The sequence below is a fragment of the Flavobacterium qiangtangense genome, assembly GCF_042658345.1.
GTDB lineage: Bacteria > Bacteroidota > Bacteroidia > Flavobacteriales > Flavobacteriaceae > Flavobacterium > Flavobacterium qiangtangense.
The window spans coordinates 475364-492385 of the sequence record NZ_JBHSQB010000007.1 but is presented as its reverse complement, the minus strand read 5'-3'; the positions used below and the strand labels follow the sequence as shown (position 1 = coordinate 492385).

The following is a 17022-nucleotide window of genomic DNA, read 5'->3' as shown; positions in this document are numbered from 1 at the left end:
GAAACTATGCTATACTATCTATTTGAATATTTAGACCGAATGGACGTTCCAGGAACCGGAGTGTTTCAATACATTACGTTCCGTTCTGGTTTGGCAATCATACTTTCGCTATTGATTTCGACCGTTTTTGGAAAGAAAATCATCAACTTTTTGAGAAAACAGCAAGTTGGTGAAACGGTTCGTGAACTTGGTTTGGCAGGACAAAATGAAAAAGCAGGAACTCCAACAATGGGTGGGCTTATTATCATTATTGCAACGCTAATTCCGGTTTTATTATTGGCAAAACTGAACAATATTTATATCGTTTTGCTGATTGTGACCACGCTTTGGATGGGTTGCATCGGATTTTTAGATGATTATATCAAAATTTTCAAAAAAGATAAAGAAGGTTTAAAAGGAAAATTCAAAGTTATCGGGCAAGTTGGTTTGGGATTAATCGTGGGAACGGTTTTGTATTTCCATCCGCAAGTTACCGTGAGAACTGATACCGGAAACACGAATATTTTTGCAACAAACCAAACAACGGTTTCTGCAGCGCCTCTAGAAGAAAAATCAACGGCAACAACGATTCCTTTCTTTAAAGATAACGAATTTGATTATGCCGAAATTCTTTCTTTTATGGGAGATGATTATAAAGATTTCGCTTGGTTGATTTTTATTCCAGTCGTAATTTTTATCATCACAGCGGTTTCAAACGGAGCCAATCTTACTGACGGAATCGACGGTTTAGCCGCAGGAACTTCCGCCATTTCAGTAGTAGCTTTAGGAATTTTCACCTTCGTTTCGGGAAATATTATTTTCTCGAATTATTTGAACATAATGTACATACCAAATTCCGGGGAAATGACGGTCTACATCGCCGCATTTGTCGGTGCGCTCGTCGGATTTCTTTGGTACAATACTTATCCCGCCTCTGTTTTTATGGGCGATACAGGAAGTTTGACCATCGGTGGTATTATTGCTGTTTTGGCAATTGCAGTTAGAAAAGAAATGATGATTCCTGTTTTGTGTGGGATTTTCTTGGCAGAGAATTTTTCAGTGATTTTGCAGGTTTCTTACTTTAAATATACAAAGAAACGTTTCGGCGAAGGCCGAAGAATATTTTTGATGTCGCCATTGCATCACCATTACCAGAAGAAGGGTTATCACGAAAGTAAAATCGTGACCCGCTTCTGGATCGTGGGAATTTTGCTGGCAATTCTGTCAATCGTAACCTTAAAACTAAGATAAATGGAACAAAGGTTAGTCATTTTAGGCGGAGGAGAAAGCGGTGTTGGAACTGCAATTCTCGGGAAGAAAAAAGGATACGATGTGTTCGTTTCTGATTTCGGAAAAATAAAAAATAATTACAAAGAAGTTCTTGGTCTTCACGGCGTCAAATGGGAAGAGGAAAAGCATACAGAAGATTTAATTCTAAATGCAGATGTGGTGATGAAAAGCCCCGGAATTCCTGATAAGTCGCCAATGGTGAAGAGAATTTTGGAGAAAGGTATCAAAGTAATTTCTGAAATAGAATTTGCGATTCCATACACAAAAGCTCTAACCGTAGGAATCACAGGAAGCAACGGAAAAACGACAACCACAATGCTGACCTATCATTTGCTAAAGCAAGGCGGCATCAACGTCGGTTTAGCCGGAAACATCGGAAAAAGTTTCGCTTGGCAGGTTGCTGATGACAAACATGATGTTTATGTTCTTGAATTGAGCAGTTTTCAGTTGGACGGAATCATAGATTACAAACCGCATATTGCCATAATCACGAACATAAGTCCAGACCATTTAGACCGATATGATTACGATTACGGAAAATACATCGCAGCGAAATTTAGGATCACGGAAAACCAGACAGAAGAAGATTTTCTGATTTATGATGCTGACGACGAAGCCATCACAAATTGGCTTAAAATGAATAAAACAAAAGCGCAATTATTGCCTTTTTCAATGACAAAAACCTTTGAAAACGGCGCCTTTGCAACAGAAGAAAATATCTATATAAACATCAATAACGAAGAATTTGTTATGCCACAAGACAAACTAGCCCTAGAAGGAAAACACAACGTGAAAAATGCAATGGCAGCTTCAACAGTTGCGCAATTGTTAAGAATCAGAAAATCTACGATACGTGAGAGTCTTTCTGATTTTCAAGGTGTGGAGCATCGTTTGGAAAAAGTGCTGAAAATTCAAAACGTTCAGTATGTGAATGATTCAAAAGCAACCAATGTGAACGCAGCATTTTATGCTTTGGATAGCATGAACACGCCGACAGTTTGGATTGTTGGTGGTGTTGACAAAGGAAATGATTACGCAGAATTGATGCCATTGGTTCGCGAAAAAGTGAAGGCAATCATCTGCCTTGGAATTGATAACAAAAAAATTATTGATGCTTTTGGCGATGTGGTTGATGAAATGATTGAAGCACAAAATATGGTTGACGCTGTAAAATTAGCACAAAGAATGACTGAAAAAGGCGATACAGTTTTGCTTTCTCCAGCGTGTGCAAGTTTTGATTTATTCGAAAATTACGAAGACAGAGGAAGACAATTTAAGCAAGCCGTTCAGAATTTATAAGTAAGTTTTGTCATTGCAGTCCCGAAATTTCGGGAGAAGCAATCACAGAATCAAAGTCAAGAAAAGCCAAAAATAAAAATGTAAGTGATTATGAAAGAGTTTATAAACAATCTTAAAGGAGACAAGGTCATTTGGGCATTTATCGCCCTTTTGGCGCTGATTTCCTTTATGCCGGTTTACAGCGCGAGTAGTAATTTGGCGCACAGCGCGAATGGTTCTGGAAATACGGTGAGCTTTTTGATTAAACATTTTGCGCACGTTGGCATCGGATTTTTGATTGTTTATATGGTACATAAAGTTCCGTATCATTATTTCAAAGCAATTTCTATGGTGGCTTTGCCAATCGTTTGGTTGCTTTTACTTTACACTTTATTGCAAGGAAAAACCATCGGTGGAGCAAACGCCAGCCGTTGGATTAACATACCTTTTATCGGAATTGGTTTCCAGACTTCCACATTGGCGTCAATGGTTTTGATGATTTATGTGGCAAGGTATTTGGCCAAGAAAAGAGAAATTGAAGATTCATTCCAAAAGTCAGCTTTAGAATTATGGCTTCCGGTTTTTGCGATTTTAATACTAATTCTTCCGGCTAACTTTTCTACAGCGGCCTTGATTTTTGCAATGGTTTCGATGTTGGTTTTCGTTGGAAAATATCCGTTGAAATATTTAGCAATTATCATCGGAACCGGAATAATTGCTTTGACATTTTTCATATTAATTGCAAAAGCTTTTCCAGATGCGTTCCCAAACCGTGTGGATACTTGGGTAAGCCGAATTGAAAATTTCACAAGCGACAAACCAGACGAAGATAATTACCAAATAGAAAAAGCAAAAATTGCAATTGCAACAGGCGGATTTTATGGAGTCGGACCAGGAAAAAGTGTTCAGAAAAACTTCTTGCCACAATCTTCTTCCGATTTTATTTACGCAATCATTGTAGAAGAAAACGGATTGATTGGTGCCGTCGTGATTATGTTTTTGTACATCATCCTTTTTATTCGATTTTTAATCGCTTCGCACAAAGCAAATACATTATTCGGAAAATTACTAGTCGTCGGATTAGGATTTCCAATCGTATTCCAAGCTTTGATAAATATGGCTGTCGCCGTAGAATTGTTGCCAGTAACCGGACAAACATTGCCGTTGATAAGTAGCGGAGGAAGTTCCATTTGGATGACCTGCGTTTCCCTCGGAATCATTTTAAGCGTAACCAAAAAAGACGAGGAAATTGCTCAAGAAATTCTTGAAAAAGCAAAACGTGAAGAAGCACTTCAAAGATTAATCGAAAGAGAAATGAACGGCGAAATAGACGATGAAGAAGAAAAAAATGAAGAGGAAGAAAGCGAATACACAAACGAAAAAGTAGAACAACGATACGCAATTGAGGATTTAAGCGATAATCCAATGAAAGCGGTAATGGGGAAATGATTTAAGATTGCAGATTTAAGATTTAATAGTCTGTCATCCCGAGCGCAGTCGAGGGAACGTTGCAATAAAATCCTTTTAATCCTTGTAATCTGTGGCAAAAAAAATACAAAGATTTCAGAAAAAAAATCTAAAAATCTGCGGTAAAAAAGTTTAAATAAAAAATGCAAAAATTGAAATTCATATTAAGCGGAGGCGGAACTGGTGGACACATCTACCCAGCAATCGCTATTGCAAATGAATTAAAAGAGCGTTTTCCTGATTGCGAAATTTTGTTCGTTGGAGCAAAAGACAAAATGGAAATGCAAAAAGTTCCACAAGCTGGTTATCCAATAAAAGGACTTTGGATTTCAGGAATACAAAGAAGATTGACGCTTGATAATTCACTTTTTCCGTTCAAACTTTTTGACAGTTTGTTGAAATCAAGAACTATTGTAAAGAATTTTAAACCAAATGTAGTCATCGGAACTGGTGGTTTTGCCAGCGGACCGTTATTGAGAGTTGCCGGTTTTGCAGGAATTCCGACAGTAATCCAAGAACAGAATTCTTATCCGGGAATTACAAATAAATGGTTGAGCGCCAAAGCAAACAAAATTTGCGTAGCGTATGAAAATTTAGAGCGATTTTTTCCGAAGAATAAAATTGTAATGACAGGAAATCCGGTGCGTCAAGATTTAATTGACATTCACGGAAAAAATGCAGAAGCAAGGGAATATTTCAAATTAGACGCTGATAAAAAAGTATTATTGATTCTTGGCGGAAGCCTTGGTTCACGAAGAATCAACCAATTAATTGCAAAAGAATTGGTGAATTTCACATCTCAGAATGTGCAGATTATTTGGCAATGCGGAAAATTCTACATTGACGAATACCAACATTTCAACGAGAAAGAAAATGTTCAAGTCGTTTCGTTTATTGACAGAATGGATTTGGTTTACGCTTCGGCAGATTTCATTATTTCAAGAGCTGGCGCTTCATCGGTTTCAGAATTATGTTTGGTTGGAAAACCAGTTATTTTTATTCCGTCGCCAAATGTAGCGGAAGACCATCAGACAAAAAATGCCAAAGCAATTGTGGATAAAAACGGCGCTTTAATGGTTAGAGAAAGTGAATTGGATACAAAATTCACCGAAACTTTCAATAATCTTTTAAGCGACCAAGATTTACAAAATAGCTTAAGTCAAAACATAAAAAAACTGGCCACGCCAAATGCGACAAAAGATATTGTTGACGAGATAATTAAATTAGTCGAAAGTCAAAAGTGGTAAGGTCAAACGACTTTACGACTTGTGACTTTACGACATTATGACTAAATAAAAAAATGAATTTAAATCAGATACATAACGTTTATTTCATCGGAATCGGAGGCATCGGAATGAGTGCTTTGGCGCGTTATTTCAAGGCCATCGGAAAAAATGTATCTGGATATGATAAGACTGAAACGGAGCTGACGCAAGATTTGGCTTCCATCGGAATTGATATTCATTTTGAAGATTCGATTGGATTAATTCCGAAGGATTATTTCGTAGAAAATACATTGGTGATTATCACGCCGGCGGTTCCAAAAACACATTCTGAATGGAATTACTTTTTGGAAAGAGAATATCAAATCAAAAAAAGGGCAGAAGTTCTTGGAATTATTACTAAAGACACCTTCTGTTTTGCAGTTGCCGGAACACACGGAAAAACGACAACTTCCAGTATTCTCGGACATATTTTATACGAAAGTGGTGCTGACGTAACAGCGTTTTTAGGCGGAATTGTAGAAAATTATAATTCGAATTTAATCGGAAGTGGAAAAACAGTAACTGTTGTAGAAGCTGACGAATTTGACCGTTCGTTTTTGCATTTGCATCCAAATATTGCCTGCATCACGTCAATGGATGCAGACCATTTAGATATTTATGGCGACACGGCTTCAATTGAAGCTTCGTTCGTTGAATTTGCGGATAAAGTTGAAGATAAAAATAAGTTATTTATTGCAAAAGGATTGCCGTTGAAAGGCATTTCGGTGGCGGTAAATGAAGATGCAGAATACAAAGCGTTCAATGTTCGAATTGAAAATAGCGCTTATGTTTTTGACGTGCAAACGCCAACAGAAACGATAAAAGATTTGAGATTTAATTTACCAGGTAAACATAATTTGACCAATGCTTTAATCGCTTTGGCAATGGCAAATACCTACGGCACCCCGACCGACAACATTGCCAAAGCATTATTCAGTTTTAAAGGTGTGAAAAGAAGATTTTCGTACCAAATTAAAGAAGAAAATTTAGTTTACATTGATGATTACGCACATCATCCGACAGAAATTAATGCAGTAAATCAAGCTGTTAGAGAATTGTATCCAAATGAAAAAGTTTTGGCCATTTTTCAACCGCATCTTTTTAGCAGAACAAAAGATTTTATCGACGGTTTTGCAGAAAGTTTGTCGCAGTTTGACGAAGTGATTTTGTTAGATATTTATCCGGCTAGAGAATTGCCGATTGAAGGAGTGAATTCTAATTGGCTTTTAGAAAAAATAACAAATAATAACAAGAAATTAGTTGCAAAATCTGAATTAATTTCCGTAATTTTAAGTAGCGACGCAAAAGTAATTGTCACGATTGGCGCGGGCGATATCGGTGAATTAGTAAAACCAATTAAACAAGCATTAAATGAAAAAGTTTAACTGGATAAATGTAAAATTGATAGGGATGTTTGCATTGGTAATCTTCCTTTTTTCGTTCACTTCGAAACGAAATGAAGAGCGAAAATTGAAGAAAACCATTGTTGAATTTGTGGATGAAAATAGTCCGTTTATTACCGAAGAAGCGGTTAATAAATTGTTAATAGAAAATAATTCGAGTGTGAAAAACATTCAAAAAGATAAGGTAGATTTGAAGGAATTGGAGCAAAACCTTAATAATCACAATATGATACAAAAGTGTGAAGTATTTGTGACGGTTGATGGTGTCTTGAAAGCTGTGGTAAAACAGAAAACTCCAGTAGCAAGAGTGTTCGGGTCTAATGGTTCTTTTTATGTTGATTATGAAGGACATAAGATGCCGTTATCGGACAATTTTACGGCTAGAGTTCCGATTATTTCGGGTACAATAAACAAAAAAAATAGCGAAGACTTGACGAAGGTTTTTCGCTATATCTATGAAGATGATTTCTTGCAAAAAAACATCATTGGAGTGGAAATTTTGCCAGACGGAAGCCTTAAAATGATGAACAGAAATTTTAATTATGTCATCGATTTTGGCAAGACGATAAATGTTGATAAAAAGTTCAAGAACTACAAAGCCTTTTTTCAAAAGGCGGTTCAAGACAGTTTGATAAATAATTACAAGACAGTAAATCTGAAGTTTACGCAACAGGTAGTGTGCACCAAAAATTAGGATATGGAAAAAGAGAGCATTGCAGTAGGTTTAGACATTGGGACAACCAAGATTGTCGCTATGATTGGCAAGAAAAATGAGTATGGAAAATTGGAAATCCTTGGTGTAGGAAAGTCCAAAAGCTTGGGTGTTGCCAGAGGTGTTGTAAATAATATCACTCAAACAATCCAGTCAATTCAGCAAGCGGTTCACGAAGCTGAAGTGGATTCAGGTTACAAGATTAAAGACGTTGTCGTGGGAATCGCAGGACAGCACATTCGCAGTATTCAACACAGCGATTACATCAGCAGAAGCAATCCTGAAGAAGTAATCAGTGAAAATGATATCGACTTGTTAATCAATCAAGTGCATAAATTAGCGATGCTTCCTGGAGAGGAAATTATCCACGTTTTGCCACAAGAATTTAAGATTGACGGTCAAGCCGAAATTAAGGAACCAATCGGAATGTACGGCGGAAGATTAGAATCTAGCTTCCACGTTGTCGTTGGTCAGGCTTCTTCTATCAGAAATGTGGGAAGATGTATCAAAAGCTCAGGTTTAGATTTATCTGGATTGACGTTAGAGCCTTTGGCTTCAGCCGATGCCGTTTTAAGTCAAGAAGAAAAAGAAGCTGGTGTTGCATTGATAGATATCGGTGGTGGAACAACAGATTTGGCGATTTTCAAAGACGGAATCATTCGTCACACGGCTGTAATTCCTTTCGGAGGAAACGTGATTACAGATGATATCAAAGAAGGATGTTCAATTATTGAAAAACAAGCAGAATTATTGAAAGTAAAATTCGGTTCAGCTTGGCCAGGAGAAAATAAAGACAACGAAATTGTTTCAATTCCAGGTTTGAGAGGAAGAGAGCCAAAAGAAATTTCTTTGAAAAATTTGTCAAAAATCATCCACGCACGCGTTGTTGAAATTATCGAGCAGGTTTTTACCGAAATTAAATCGTATGGTCACGAAGACCCTCGCAAAAAATTAATCGCAGGAATTGTTTTGACAGGTGGTGGCGCGCAATTGCAACACGTGAAACAATTGGTGGAATACATCACCGGAATGGATACTAGAATTGGATATCCAAACGAGCATTTAGCTGGAAATTCTAGCGAAGAAATCTCTAGTCCTTTATATGCAACGGCAGTTGGATTAGTGATGAACAGCATCAGAAACAATACAGTTAGCGCGGTTCCGTTAAAAGAATTAGAAGTTGAAAAAGTGGTTGTAGCGCCAATCAGAAGAGAGGTCGTTGCAGAACCAGTTTACGAACAAGAAGAAGTTCACGTAGAAGAAGCTCCAAAACGAGTGGCGATGGCAGAAAAACCAACTTCCACAGAAGGACGAATGAAAAAATCATTCTTTGACAAGTATATAGACAAAATCAAAGAATTTTTAGATAATGCAGAATAACGAGGCAGATAAAGTATTAGCCGAAAAAATTAAAAAGAAAAAGAAAAGAAATTAAAACCAAATATTATGACGAGCAACTCAGATTTTGGAAGCATTTCATTTGATTTACCTAAAAATCAATCAAATGTAATTAAAGTAATTGGTGTCGGAGGTGGCGGAAGCAACGCGATTAACCACATGTTTCAACAAGGAATTAAAGGTGTAGATTTTATTGTCTGCAACACAGATTCTCAAGCGTTGGCAAATAGCACTGTGCCTAATAAAATTCAATTAGGTGTTCACTTAACTGAAGGACTTGGTGCTGGAGCAAACCCAGAAGTTGGGCAACAATCTGCAATCGAAAGTATTGCTGACATTGAAAAAATGTTGGATGCCAACACAAAAATGGTTTTCATCACCGCAGGAATGGGAGGTGGAACAGGAACTGGTGCTGCGCCGGTTATCGCTCAATTGGCAAAAGATAGAGATATCTTGACTGTCGGAATCGTGACTATTCCTTTTCAATTCGAAGGAAAAGTGCGTCAAGACCAAGCTTTGTTGGGTGTTGAAAGATTAAGAAAACAAGTTGATTCCTTGATTGTAATCAATAATAATAAATTGAGAGAAGTTTACGGAAACCTTGGTTTTAAAGCCGGTTTCTCAAAAGCGGACGAAGTTTTGGCAACAGCCTCAAGAGGAATTGCTGAAGTAATCACGCACCACTACACTCAAAATATCGATTTAAAAGACGCTAAAACTGTGTTGTCAAACAGCGGAACTGCAATAATGGGTTCTGCAACGGCAATCGGTGAAAACCGTGCAAAAGAAGCAATCGTTTCTGCATTGGATTCTCCGTTGTTAAATGACAACAAAATTACTGGTGCCAAAAACGTATTGTTGCTTATCGTTTCTGGAACTAACGAAATCACGATTGACGAAATCGGTGAAATCAACGACCACATTCAAGTGGAAGCAGGTTTCAACGCAAACATCATTATGGGTGTTGGTGAAGACGAAACGCTAGGAGATTCAATCGCTGTAACAATTATTGCTACAGGTTTCAACGTAGAACAACAAAATGAAATCGTAAATACAGAGCCAAAAAAAATAATCCACTCTCTTGAAGAAAACCAAAGAATGGGTCACGATTTGTCTCCAAAACCAGTAGTTTCATCATTTGATTTTTCTGCTCCAGAAGAAAAAAAAACAGTAGCGAACACTGAAAGAGTCGTTTTTGAATTAGAAGACTATAATGTTTTTGATGCAAAAATCGAAGAGCCAGTAAAAGTGGTAGAAGAGCCAGTTCAACAAGTACAATTCGTCGCTCCGGTTGCACCAATCGTTCCTGCTGAGCCAGTTGCGCCAGTTTCTGACTTAGTTAAAACAACAGAATTCATCAAAAACATCGATGTTGAATTCCAAATTGTTTCGCCAATCAGCGAGCACGAATTTTACATCACGACTCCTGAAGTTAGAGAAATGGAAGTTTTTCAACCAGAATTCGTAGCGTATAAAGAAGAAGAGCAAATCACTTTTTCGTTTGACCTTCCTGTAAAACAAGAAGTTGAAGCGCCAAAAGAAGCTCCAAAACAAGACAGAATTCTTTTCGAATTGTCAAACGAAACTAAAGAAATCCAAGTAAATCAGCCAGTTCAAGTTGTTCCGATGACTGAATTAAATGAAAAAGGAATCGTTAGATATTCTCTTGAAGAATATATGGAAGTTGAAAACGAATTGGTTCAATCTAAGCCTGTTGCCGTTGTTGAAAAACCGGTGGACAGAGAATTAGAATTGACTATGAAAGTAGAAACTCCAAAATTCAACAATCCAGCTTTCGAAGAAATTTCTCCGTTGGAAATGACAATCGAGCAGACTTTGAAAAAAAGAGCTGACGAGAGAAGAATGAAAATGAAAGAATTTAATTATAAATTCCACAACAATCCATCGAGAGTTGACGAATTTGAAAAAGAACCAGCATACAAAAGAATGGGTATCGATTTAAACAATACTCAGGCTGACAATAGCAAATCTAGGATGTCTTTAGGAACAGACAGCAACGACGACTTACAGTTGCGTTCAAACAACTCGTTCCTTCACGATAACGTAGATTAACTAACTCAAAACCATTATCCGATAACCCGAAAATTCATTGAGTTTTCGGGTTATTTTTTTTATCTTCGCATTCGTTGCGAAAATCGTCATTGCGAGGAACGAAGCAATCACATAATATTGAGAAACGAATCGTCGGGCATTTTCAGTGATGGCAATTCCCGCTTTCCGGTACAATCTTTTTTATTTTTAAAGAAAAAATAAAAAAGGATTTTCCCTGCAATCGGGGTTAATTGAGAAACCATTCGCATTTCTTTAAACAACAGAACAATAACGCAAACAGAACGTACATAAAACGTAATAAAATGAGCTTACAAATTCAAATCAACGAAGAAATTAAAACGGCAATGAGAGCCAAAGACACATTAAGTCTTGAGTCATTAAGAGCCGTAAAATCTGCCTTATTATTAGCACAAACTGAAACAGGTTCAAAAGAAGAAATCTCTGAAGAAGACGAAATCAAGCTTTTGCAAAGATTGGTAAAGCAAAGAAAAGACAGCGCAAATATCTATGTAGAACAAGGGAGACCAGACTTGGCCGAACCAGAATTATTGCAGGCTGCAGTTATCGAAAAATTCCTTCCAGCACAATTATCTGAAGAAGAAGTAGAAACAATAGTCGCAAAAATCATAGCAGATTCAGGCGCGTCAGGAATGGCGTCAATGGGAAAAGTAATGGGCGAAGCTGCTGCTCAATTAGCTGGAAAAGCAGACGGAAAAACGATTTCTACAATCGTAAAGAAATTATTATCGTAAATTAGATTTTTCGATTATTTGATTCTTCGAACAATCGAAAAATCCAATAATCGAAAAACCAATCAAATTGACCGCGTAGTTCAACTGGATAGAATATCAGATTTCGGCTCTGAGGGTTGGGGGTTCGAACCCCTCCGCGGTCACCATTTTAAAGCCAAACATTTGTTTGGCTTTTTTTATAATTTTTGCCAGATGATTTTTAAAATAATTCTTCTTATTTTATTGATTGGACCAATTTTAATTTTTAGTATCGCACTAGTATTTAAAATTGTTGAATCGGGCTATATTTTTATTTATAGCAGGCCATTATATCTTTATTTCTATCCGTTTCCAAAGAAGTTGAAATCACAATACAGATTAATACTGCAAAATGAATTTCCCTTTTACAGAAGACTGCCGGATAGGAGAAAAGTTTACTTTGAACATCGAGTAAGTTGCTTCCTGAAAAACTATCAATTTATCGGGAAAGACATCGAAATTACCGCCGAAATGATGATTATCATTGCTGGAACTTATGTGATGCTGACCTTTGGCATGAGACAGTACATCATTCAACAGTTTACTAAAATTATTATTTATCCGCGCCAGTATTTCTCTACAATTAATGAAACGTATCACAAAGGTGAATTCAATCCGAGATTGAAAGCCGTCGTTTTTTCATGGGAAGACTTTCTTTTGGGACTCCAAACCTCGAACGATAACATAAATCTCGGGCTTCATGAATTTTCACACGTTTTACATTTTCACACCATGAAAAGTAACGACCCAAGTGCCATTATTTTTTATGATGAATTTGATGAAATCGTAAAATTCTATAAAAACGAGCAACTATTTTCTGAGTTAGTTTCTAAAAAATATTTTAGAGATTACGCTTTTGAGAATCAATTCGAGTTTCTAGCAGTAATTTTAGAACATTTCTTTGAATCGCCAGAAATCTTTCGAAGAGAATTTCCTGAATTATACGAAAGGGTGCGGAAAATGATCAACTTTAAATAAGTTCTAGATTTTAAAAATGCTTTGAGTTTTTTGTTTTTTAGTAAATTATATTTTAGTTTTTAATAAATAAGAATAAAATAATGCTAATATTTATTTAAAAATTTGATAATATGTATTTAAAAATAAATTAAATTTGTTATCAACAACTTAAATAATCCCAACTATGAAAAAAATTACTCAAAAAAAATTATTGGTATTTATTTCGCTTCTGTTTGCAGGATCGCCAATGTTTTCTCAAGCTTTTTACAATAATGGAGGTTTTACAACAGGAACCACGACGGCAAATGGAGCAACAACCTCACCATCCGGATATACCTGGAGTGAGCTTCAGAGTGTGGGCGGTGTAACAAATACCTCGCTCGGTCTTGCTGGTTACTATTTGACATCTGGCGCAACCACCTATAGGTTGGCAGACGATTTTACGGTTCCTGCTGGTCAGCAACTTAATGTTACATCAATTGACTTTTACTGTTATCAGACAAGTTTCACTGGAACTGTCCCTCCAATCGATCAATTAAGAGTTCAAATCTGGAGTGGTGATCCTTCTGTTGCAACTTCAACAGTTTTGGCCGGAAACTTGACGGCAAATGCCTATGCAGTTTCGGGCAGTGGTGATGCATTGTCTTATAGAATTGGAAATGCTGTACCGGGAACAACTCGCAAAATTTGGAGAATCAGAGCTACAATAGCAATAAATCTTACCCCCGGAACATATTGGGTAGATTATCAAGCGCATCCAACAAACAATGCCGCTATGTTTTTCCCTTCGGTTACCGTGGCCGGAACGGTTAATTTGCCAGCTTGGAATGCAAAACAACATAACGGAACTGCGTGGGCGCCGATTGTTGACGGAGGTTCAACTTTATCCGTTGATATGCCTTTCATAATTAATTATGATCAATTTTTGGGTACAGAAAGTTTTGCTACAAATAATAAAATGTTGCTATATCCAAATCCAGCATCTGAAACATTTAATTTAAAAATGAATCATAACGCTTTGCAAGAAATTCCGAGTCAAGTTGAATTGTATGATTTGAAAGGATCTTTGGTTTTAAAACAAGCAATTTCTGGAGCAGTCGGAGATGAATATCCAATCGATATTTCTGCTTTGGAGAAGGGAATGTATGTTGTAAAAATTTTAGATCAAGCCAATAACAATCTCTTCAATTCAAAATTATTAAAGAATTAAATTCAAAAAGCTCCGAAAACGAGCTTTTTTTTTACCTAACATATTTCGTACCTTTCCTATAAAAAGATATGGATTTTGGAAAAGTAGATAATCCCGGTTCGGTAGATTTTAAATTGCCGAAAGATGCTCCCGAAACCAAAAAGGTTTTGAGCGCTTCAAAAGGAAATGATTTTGAAGCCTACGTCGGTTGCGCAAAATGGAACAGAAGCGAACTTAAAGGTTTTTATCCGCGTGGGACAAAAGATGAATTGGCCTATTATTCCACACAGTTTAATTCGATTGAATTGAACGCGACTTTTTACAGAATGCCTTCTTGGGAACAAGTCGAAACGTGGAAAGATAAAACTCCCGATAATTTTAAATTTTTTCCAAAGCTGACCAATACCATCAGCCATTTTAAAAGATTGATTGATGTGAAAGAAGCGGTAAACGATTTCTGCAATTCCATCAGCAATTTCGATAAAAAACTCGGGATGACTTTCTTGCAGTTGCACGATAATTTTAAGCCTAAAGATTTTGAACGACTAAAAAAAGTGGTCGAAGATTTTCCAAAAGGAGTGCCGCTTGGCATCGAAGTTCGGAATAACGAATGGTTCAGCGACCCAAAAGTGCAAGATGAATTCTGCCAATTATTAGAAAAAAACGATATGACAAACATCATTGTCGATACCGCCGGAAGACGTGATATATTGCACATGAGATTGACAAATTCTGTAGCTTTTATCAGATATGTTGGAGCAAATCATCCGTCAGATGTGGAAAGATTAGATGATTGGATTGAAAGAATTAAAAGATGGCGCAAAGAAGGATTGGAGAAATTATATTTCTTCGTTCATCAAAATGTTGAGCTTGAATCACCTTTGTTGGCTTCTTATTTTATCGAACGATTGAACAAAGAATTAAAATTAGATTTAAAAAATCCTGATAAAGGTCCACAACAAGGCGATTTATTTGAATAAAAAAGCCTGCAAAATTTCTTTGCAGGCTTTTTAATGTGTATTTTATAATAAATTAAATTGCAGTGATTTTCTTCAAATCTGCAATAGTTTCGATTTGATTTTCAGCTTTAAAAACATAGCTTCCGGCAACTAAAACGTCAGCTCCGGCATCAGCCAATTGCTTTGCATTTTTATTGGTTACGCCACCATCAACTTCGATTAAAGTCGAAGCATTATTTCTGGTAATAATTTCTTTCAATTGTTTTACTTTTTTATATGTCGATTCAATGAAAGATTGGCCGCCAAAACCAGGATTTACGCTCATTACGCAAACGACATCAATATCATTTATCAAGTCTTCTAACAAACTTACTGGCGTATGCGGATTAATCGCAACTCCAGCTTTCATTCCTTCAGCTTTGATCGCCTGAAGCGTTCTGTGGAGGTGATTGCAAGCTTCATAATGTACGCTCAAAACATTTGCTCCAAGCGATGCGAAAGTCTTGATGTAACGATCAGGGTCAATAATCATCAAGTGAACGTCAATCGTTTTTTTAGCGTGTTTTTGAATAGTTTCTAAAACGGGCATTCCATAAGAAATATTCGGAACAAAAACGCCGTCCATGATGTCAATATGGAACCAGTCGGCTTCGCTTTTATTGATCATTTCAAGATCGCGCTGTAAATTTCCAAAATCAGCTGCAAGAACTGATGGTGCAATTAATGTGTTTTTCATTTTGTAGTTGTTTGTTGTGTTGAAAATTGAAAATTCCTAGTTGGACATTCAAATTTTTTGCAAAGGTACAAATTCTAAATACTTTTTGAACGCTGAATATTCAATTTGGAATTGTTGAATTGTGAAGTTGTCATAAAGCAAGAGTGCTATTTTGAAATCGTGAGCGTGAGGGATTTGAGCGGAAATCTTTTATTTTTTTTCTTTAAAAAAAATAAAAGATTGGGAGCGGTAAGCCCGACAGCAGAAAAATGCGCTAGCTTTTTTTTGGTGGCACGCCCAAATTATTTATTTAATCGAAATTTGAATATTCAATTTAGAATTTTGAATTGTGAAGTTTTATAAAAAACAAAACTCCGGAAACCCGAGCGATAGCGAACAGACCGGAAGTTTTGGTTTATAAAAAACAAAACTCCGGAAACCCGAGCGATAGCGAACAGACCGGAAGTTTTGGTTTATAAAAAACAAAACTCCGGTAATCAGCCGGAGTTTCAATCATCAATCAAAAAACGAACAGTTTTGAAACTGTTGTTGCGTTAAATATTGTTGTATGTGTTTGTTTCAGAAAACAATTTACAAATTTATTCTAAGAATCAAAATTGATTTTAGAAAACTTTGCAATTGATTATCCCAAATACGTTTTAAGAATTTTACTTCTTGAAGTGTGTTTCAATCTGCGGATTGCTTTTTCTTTAATCTGACGCACGCGCTCACGAGTCAAGTCGAAAGTTTCACCGATTTCTTCTAAAGTCATTGGGTGTTGGTCGCCTAAACCAAAGTAAAGTCTAACTACGTCAGCTTCTCTTGGCGTCAAAGTTTCCAATGAACGCTCAATTTCTGTACGCAAAGATTCGTGGATCAATTCTCTATCTGGATTTGGAGACTCACCAGAACGCAAAACGTCATAAAGGTTTGAATCTTCTCCTTCCACAAGCGGTGCATCCATTGAAAGGTGACGGCCAGAATTTTTCATCGATTCTTTTACGTCATTCACCGTCATGTCAAGTTCTTTCGCAATTTCCTCAGCAGAAGGCGGTCTTTCATTAGATTGCTCTAACAAAGCATACATTTTGTTGATTTTATTGATAGAACCAATTTTGTTCAACGGCAAACGAACAATACGAGATTGTTCTGCCAAAGCTTGCAAGATTGATTGACGAATCCACCAAACTGCGTATGAAATAAATTTAAAACCACGCGTTTCATCAAAACGTTGTGCGGCTTTAATTAAACCTAAATTTCCTTCGTTAATTAAATCGGGAAGTGTAAGTCCTTGATTTTGATATTGTTTTGCTACGGAAACCACGAAACGCAAATTGGCTTTTGTCAATTTTTCTAATGCTCTTTGGTCTCCCGCCTTGATCTTCTGTGCTAATTCTACCTCTTCATCGGCGGTAATTAAGTCAACTTTTCCAATTTCTTGTAGGTATTTGTCTAAAGAAGCAGTTTCACGATTCGTTACCTGCTTGGTAATTTTGAGTTGTCTCATGTAGGTTTTCCTTAAATTTTAAGTATTCAGGTTGTTATACGTAATGAGTTGTCAAAAAGT

14 protein-coding genes and 1 tRNA gene are annotated in these 17022 nt (G+C 36.6%); 13 read left to right on the top strand and 2 right to left on the bottom strand.

Annotation, left to right across the window (positions count from 1 at the left end; genetic code table 11):
* Positions 1–6 precede the first annotated feature (6 nt).
* The 13 genes from mraY (at position 7) to ACFPVY_RS09980 (ending at position 14761) form a co-directional block, all read left to right on the top strand.
* Positions 7–1230, top strand: coding sequence for a phospho-N-acetylmuramoyl-pentapeptide-transferase (gene mraY, locus ACFPVY_RS10040; RefSeq protein WP_379791853.1), 1224 nt, complete (start codon positions 7–9; stop codon positions 1228–1230).
* Positions 1231–2568 carry a UDP-N-acetylmuramoyl-L-alanine--D-glutamate ligase gene (gene murD / locus ACFPVY_RS10035; RefSeq protein WP_379791852.1) on the top strand — a complete coding sequence of 446 codons (1338 nt, stop codon included), beginning with the start codon at positions 1231–1233 and terminating at the stop codon, positions 2566–2568.
* 90 nt (positions 2569–2658) lie between these two features.
* Positions 2659–3996, top strand: a complete 1338-nt coding sequence (locus ACFPVY_RS10030) for an FtsW/RodA/SpoVE family cell cycle protein (protein WP_379791851.1) — start codon at positions 2659–2661, stop codon at positions 3994–3996.
* A 161-nt stretch (positions 3997–4157) separates the two neighbouring features.
* Positions 4158–5261, top strand: a complete 1104-nt coding sequence (gene murG / locus ACFPVY_RS10025) for an undecaprenyldiphospho-muramoylpentapeptide beta-N-acetylglucosaminyltransferase (protein ID WP_379791850.1) — start codon at positions 4158–4160, stop codon at positions 5259–5261.
* A gap of 53 nt (positions 5262–5314) precedes the next feature.
* The gene (gene murC, locus ACFPVY_RS10020; protein WP_379791849.1) at positions 5315–6664 is read left to right on the top strand and encodes a UDP-N-acetylmuramate--L-alanine ligase; all 1350 of its coding nucleotides are present in this window, start codon (positions 5315–5317) and stop codon (positions 6662–6664) included.
* Complete coding sequence (locus ACFPVY_RS10015) at positions 6651–7376, top strand: cell division protein FtsQ/DivIB (RefSeq protein WP_379791848.1); 726 nt, start codon at positions 6651–6653, stop codon at positions 7374–7376. The genes murC and ACFPVY_RS10015 overlap by 14 nt, the downstream gene beginning before the upstream one ends.
* 3 nt (positions 7377–7379) lie before the next feature.
* Positions 7380–8774 (top strand): cell division protein FtsA, encoded by a 1395-nt coding sequence (gene ftsA, locus ACFPVY_RS10010; protein ID WP_379791847.1) that lies wholly within the window; start codon positions 7380–7382, stop codon positions 8772–8774.
* A 66-nt stretch (positions 8775–8840) separates the two neighbouring features.
* Positions 8841–10865, top strand: a complete 2025-nt coding sequence (ftsZ, locus tag ACFPVY_RS10005) for a cell division protein FtsZ (protein WP_379791846.1) — start codon at positions 8841–8843, stop codon at positions 10863–10865.
* Positions 10866–11167: 302 nt separating this feature from the next.
* The gene (locus ACFPVY_RS10000; protein WP_379791845.1) at positions 11168–11617 is read left to right on the top strand and encodes a GatB/YqeY domain-containing protein; all 450 of its coding nucleotides are present in this window, start codon (positions 11168–11170) and stop codon (positions 11615–11617) included.
* A gap of 69 nt (positions 11618–11686) precedes the next feature.
* Positions 11687–11763: transfer RNA gene (locus ACFPVY_RS09995), tRNA-Arg, on the top strand.
* A 193-nt stretch (positions 11764–11956) separates the two neighbouring features.
* Positions 11957–12613 (top strand): zinc-dependent peptidase, encoded by a 657-nt coding sequence (locus tag ACFPVY_RS09990; protein ID WP_379791844.1) that lies wholly within the window; start codon positions 11957–11959, stop codon positions 12611–12613.
* A gap of 163 nt (positions 12614–12776) precedes the next feature.
* Positions 12777–13802, top strand: coding sequence for a T9SS type A sorting domain-containing protein (locus ACFPVY_RS09985; RefSeq protein WP_379791843.1), 1026 nt, complete (start codon positions 12777–12779; stop codon positions 13800–13802).
* A 68-nt stretch (positions 13803–13870) separates the two neighbouring features.
* Complete coding sequence (locus tag ACFPVY_RS09980) at positions 13871–14761, top strand: DUF72 domain-containing protein (RefSeq protein WP_379791842.1); 891 nt, start codon at positions 13871–13873, stop codon at positions 14759–14761.
* Between the two features lie 52 nt (positions 14762–14813).
* On the opposite strand, the gene rpe is transcribed toward ACFPVY_RS09980, so the two are convergent.
* Both rpe and ACFPVY_RS09970 read right to left on the bottom strand, forming a co-directional pair.
* The gene (rpe, locus tag ACFPVY_RS09975; protein ID WP_379791841.1) at positions 14814–15476 is read right to left on the bottom strand and encodes a ribulose-phosphate 3-epimerase; all 663 of its coding nucleotides are present in this window, start codon (positions 15474–15476) and stop codon (positions 14814–14816) included.
* Positions 15477–16098: 622 nt separating this feature from the next.
* Positions 16099–16962, bottom strand: coding sequence for a sigma-70 family RNA polymerase sigma factor (locus ACFPVY_RS09970; RefSeq protein WP_026707723.1), 864 nt, complete (start codon positions 16960–16962; stop codon positions 16099–16101).
* Positions 16963–17022: the final 60 nt, after the last annotated feature.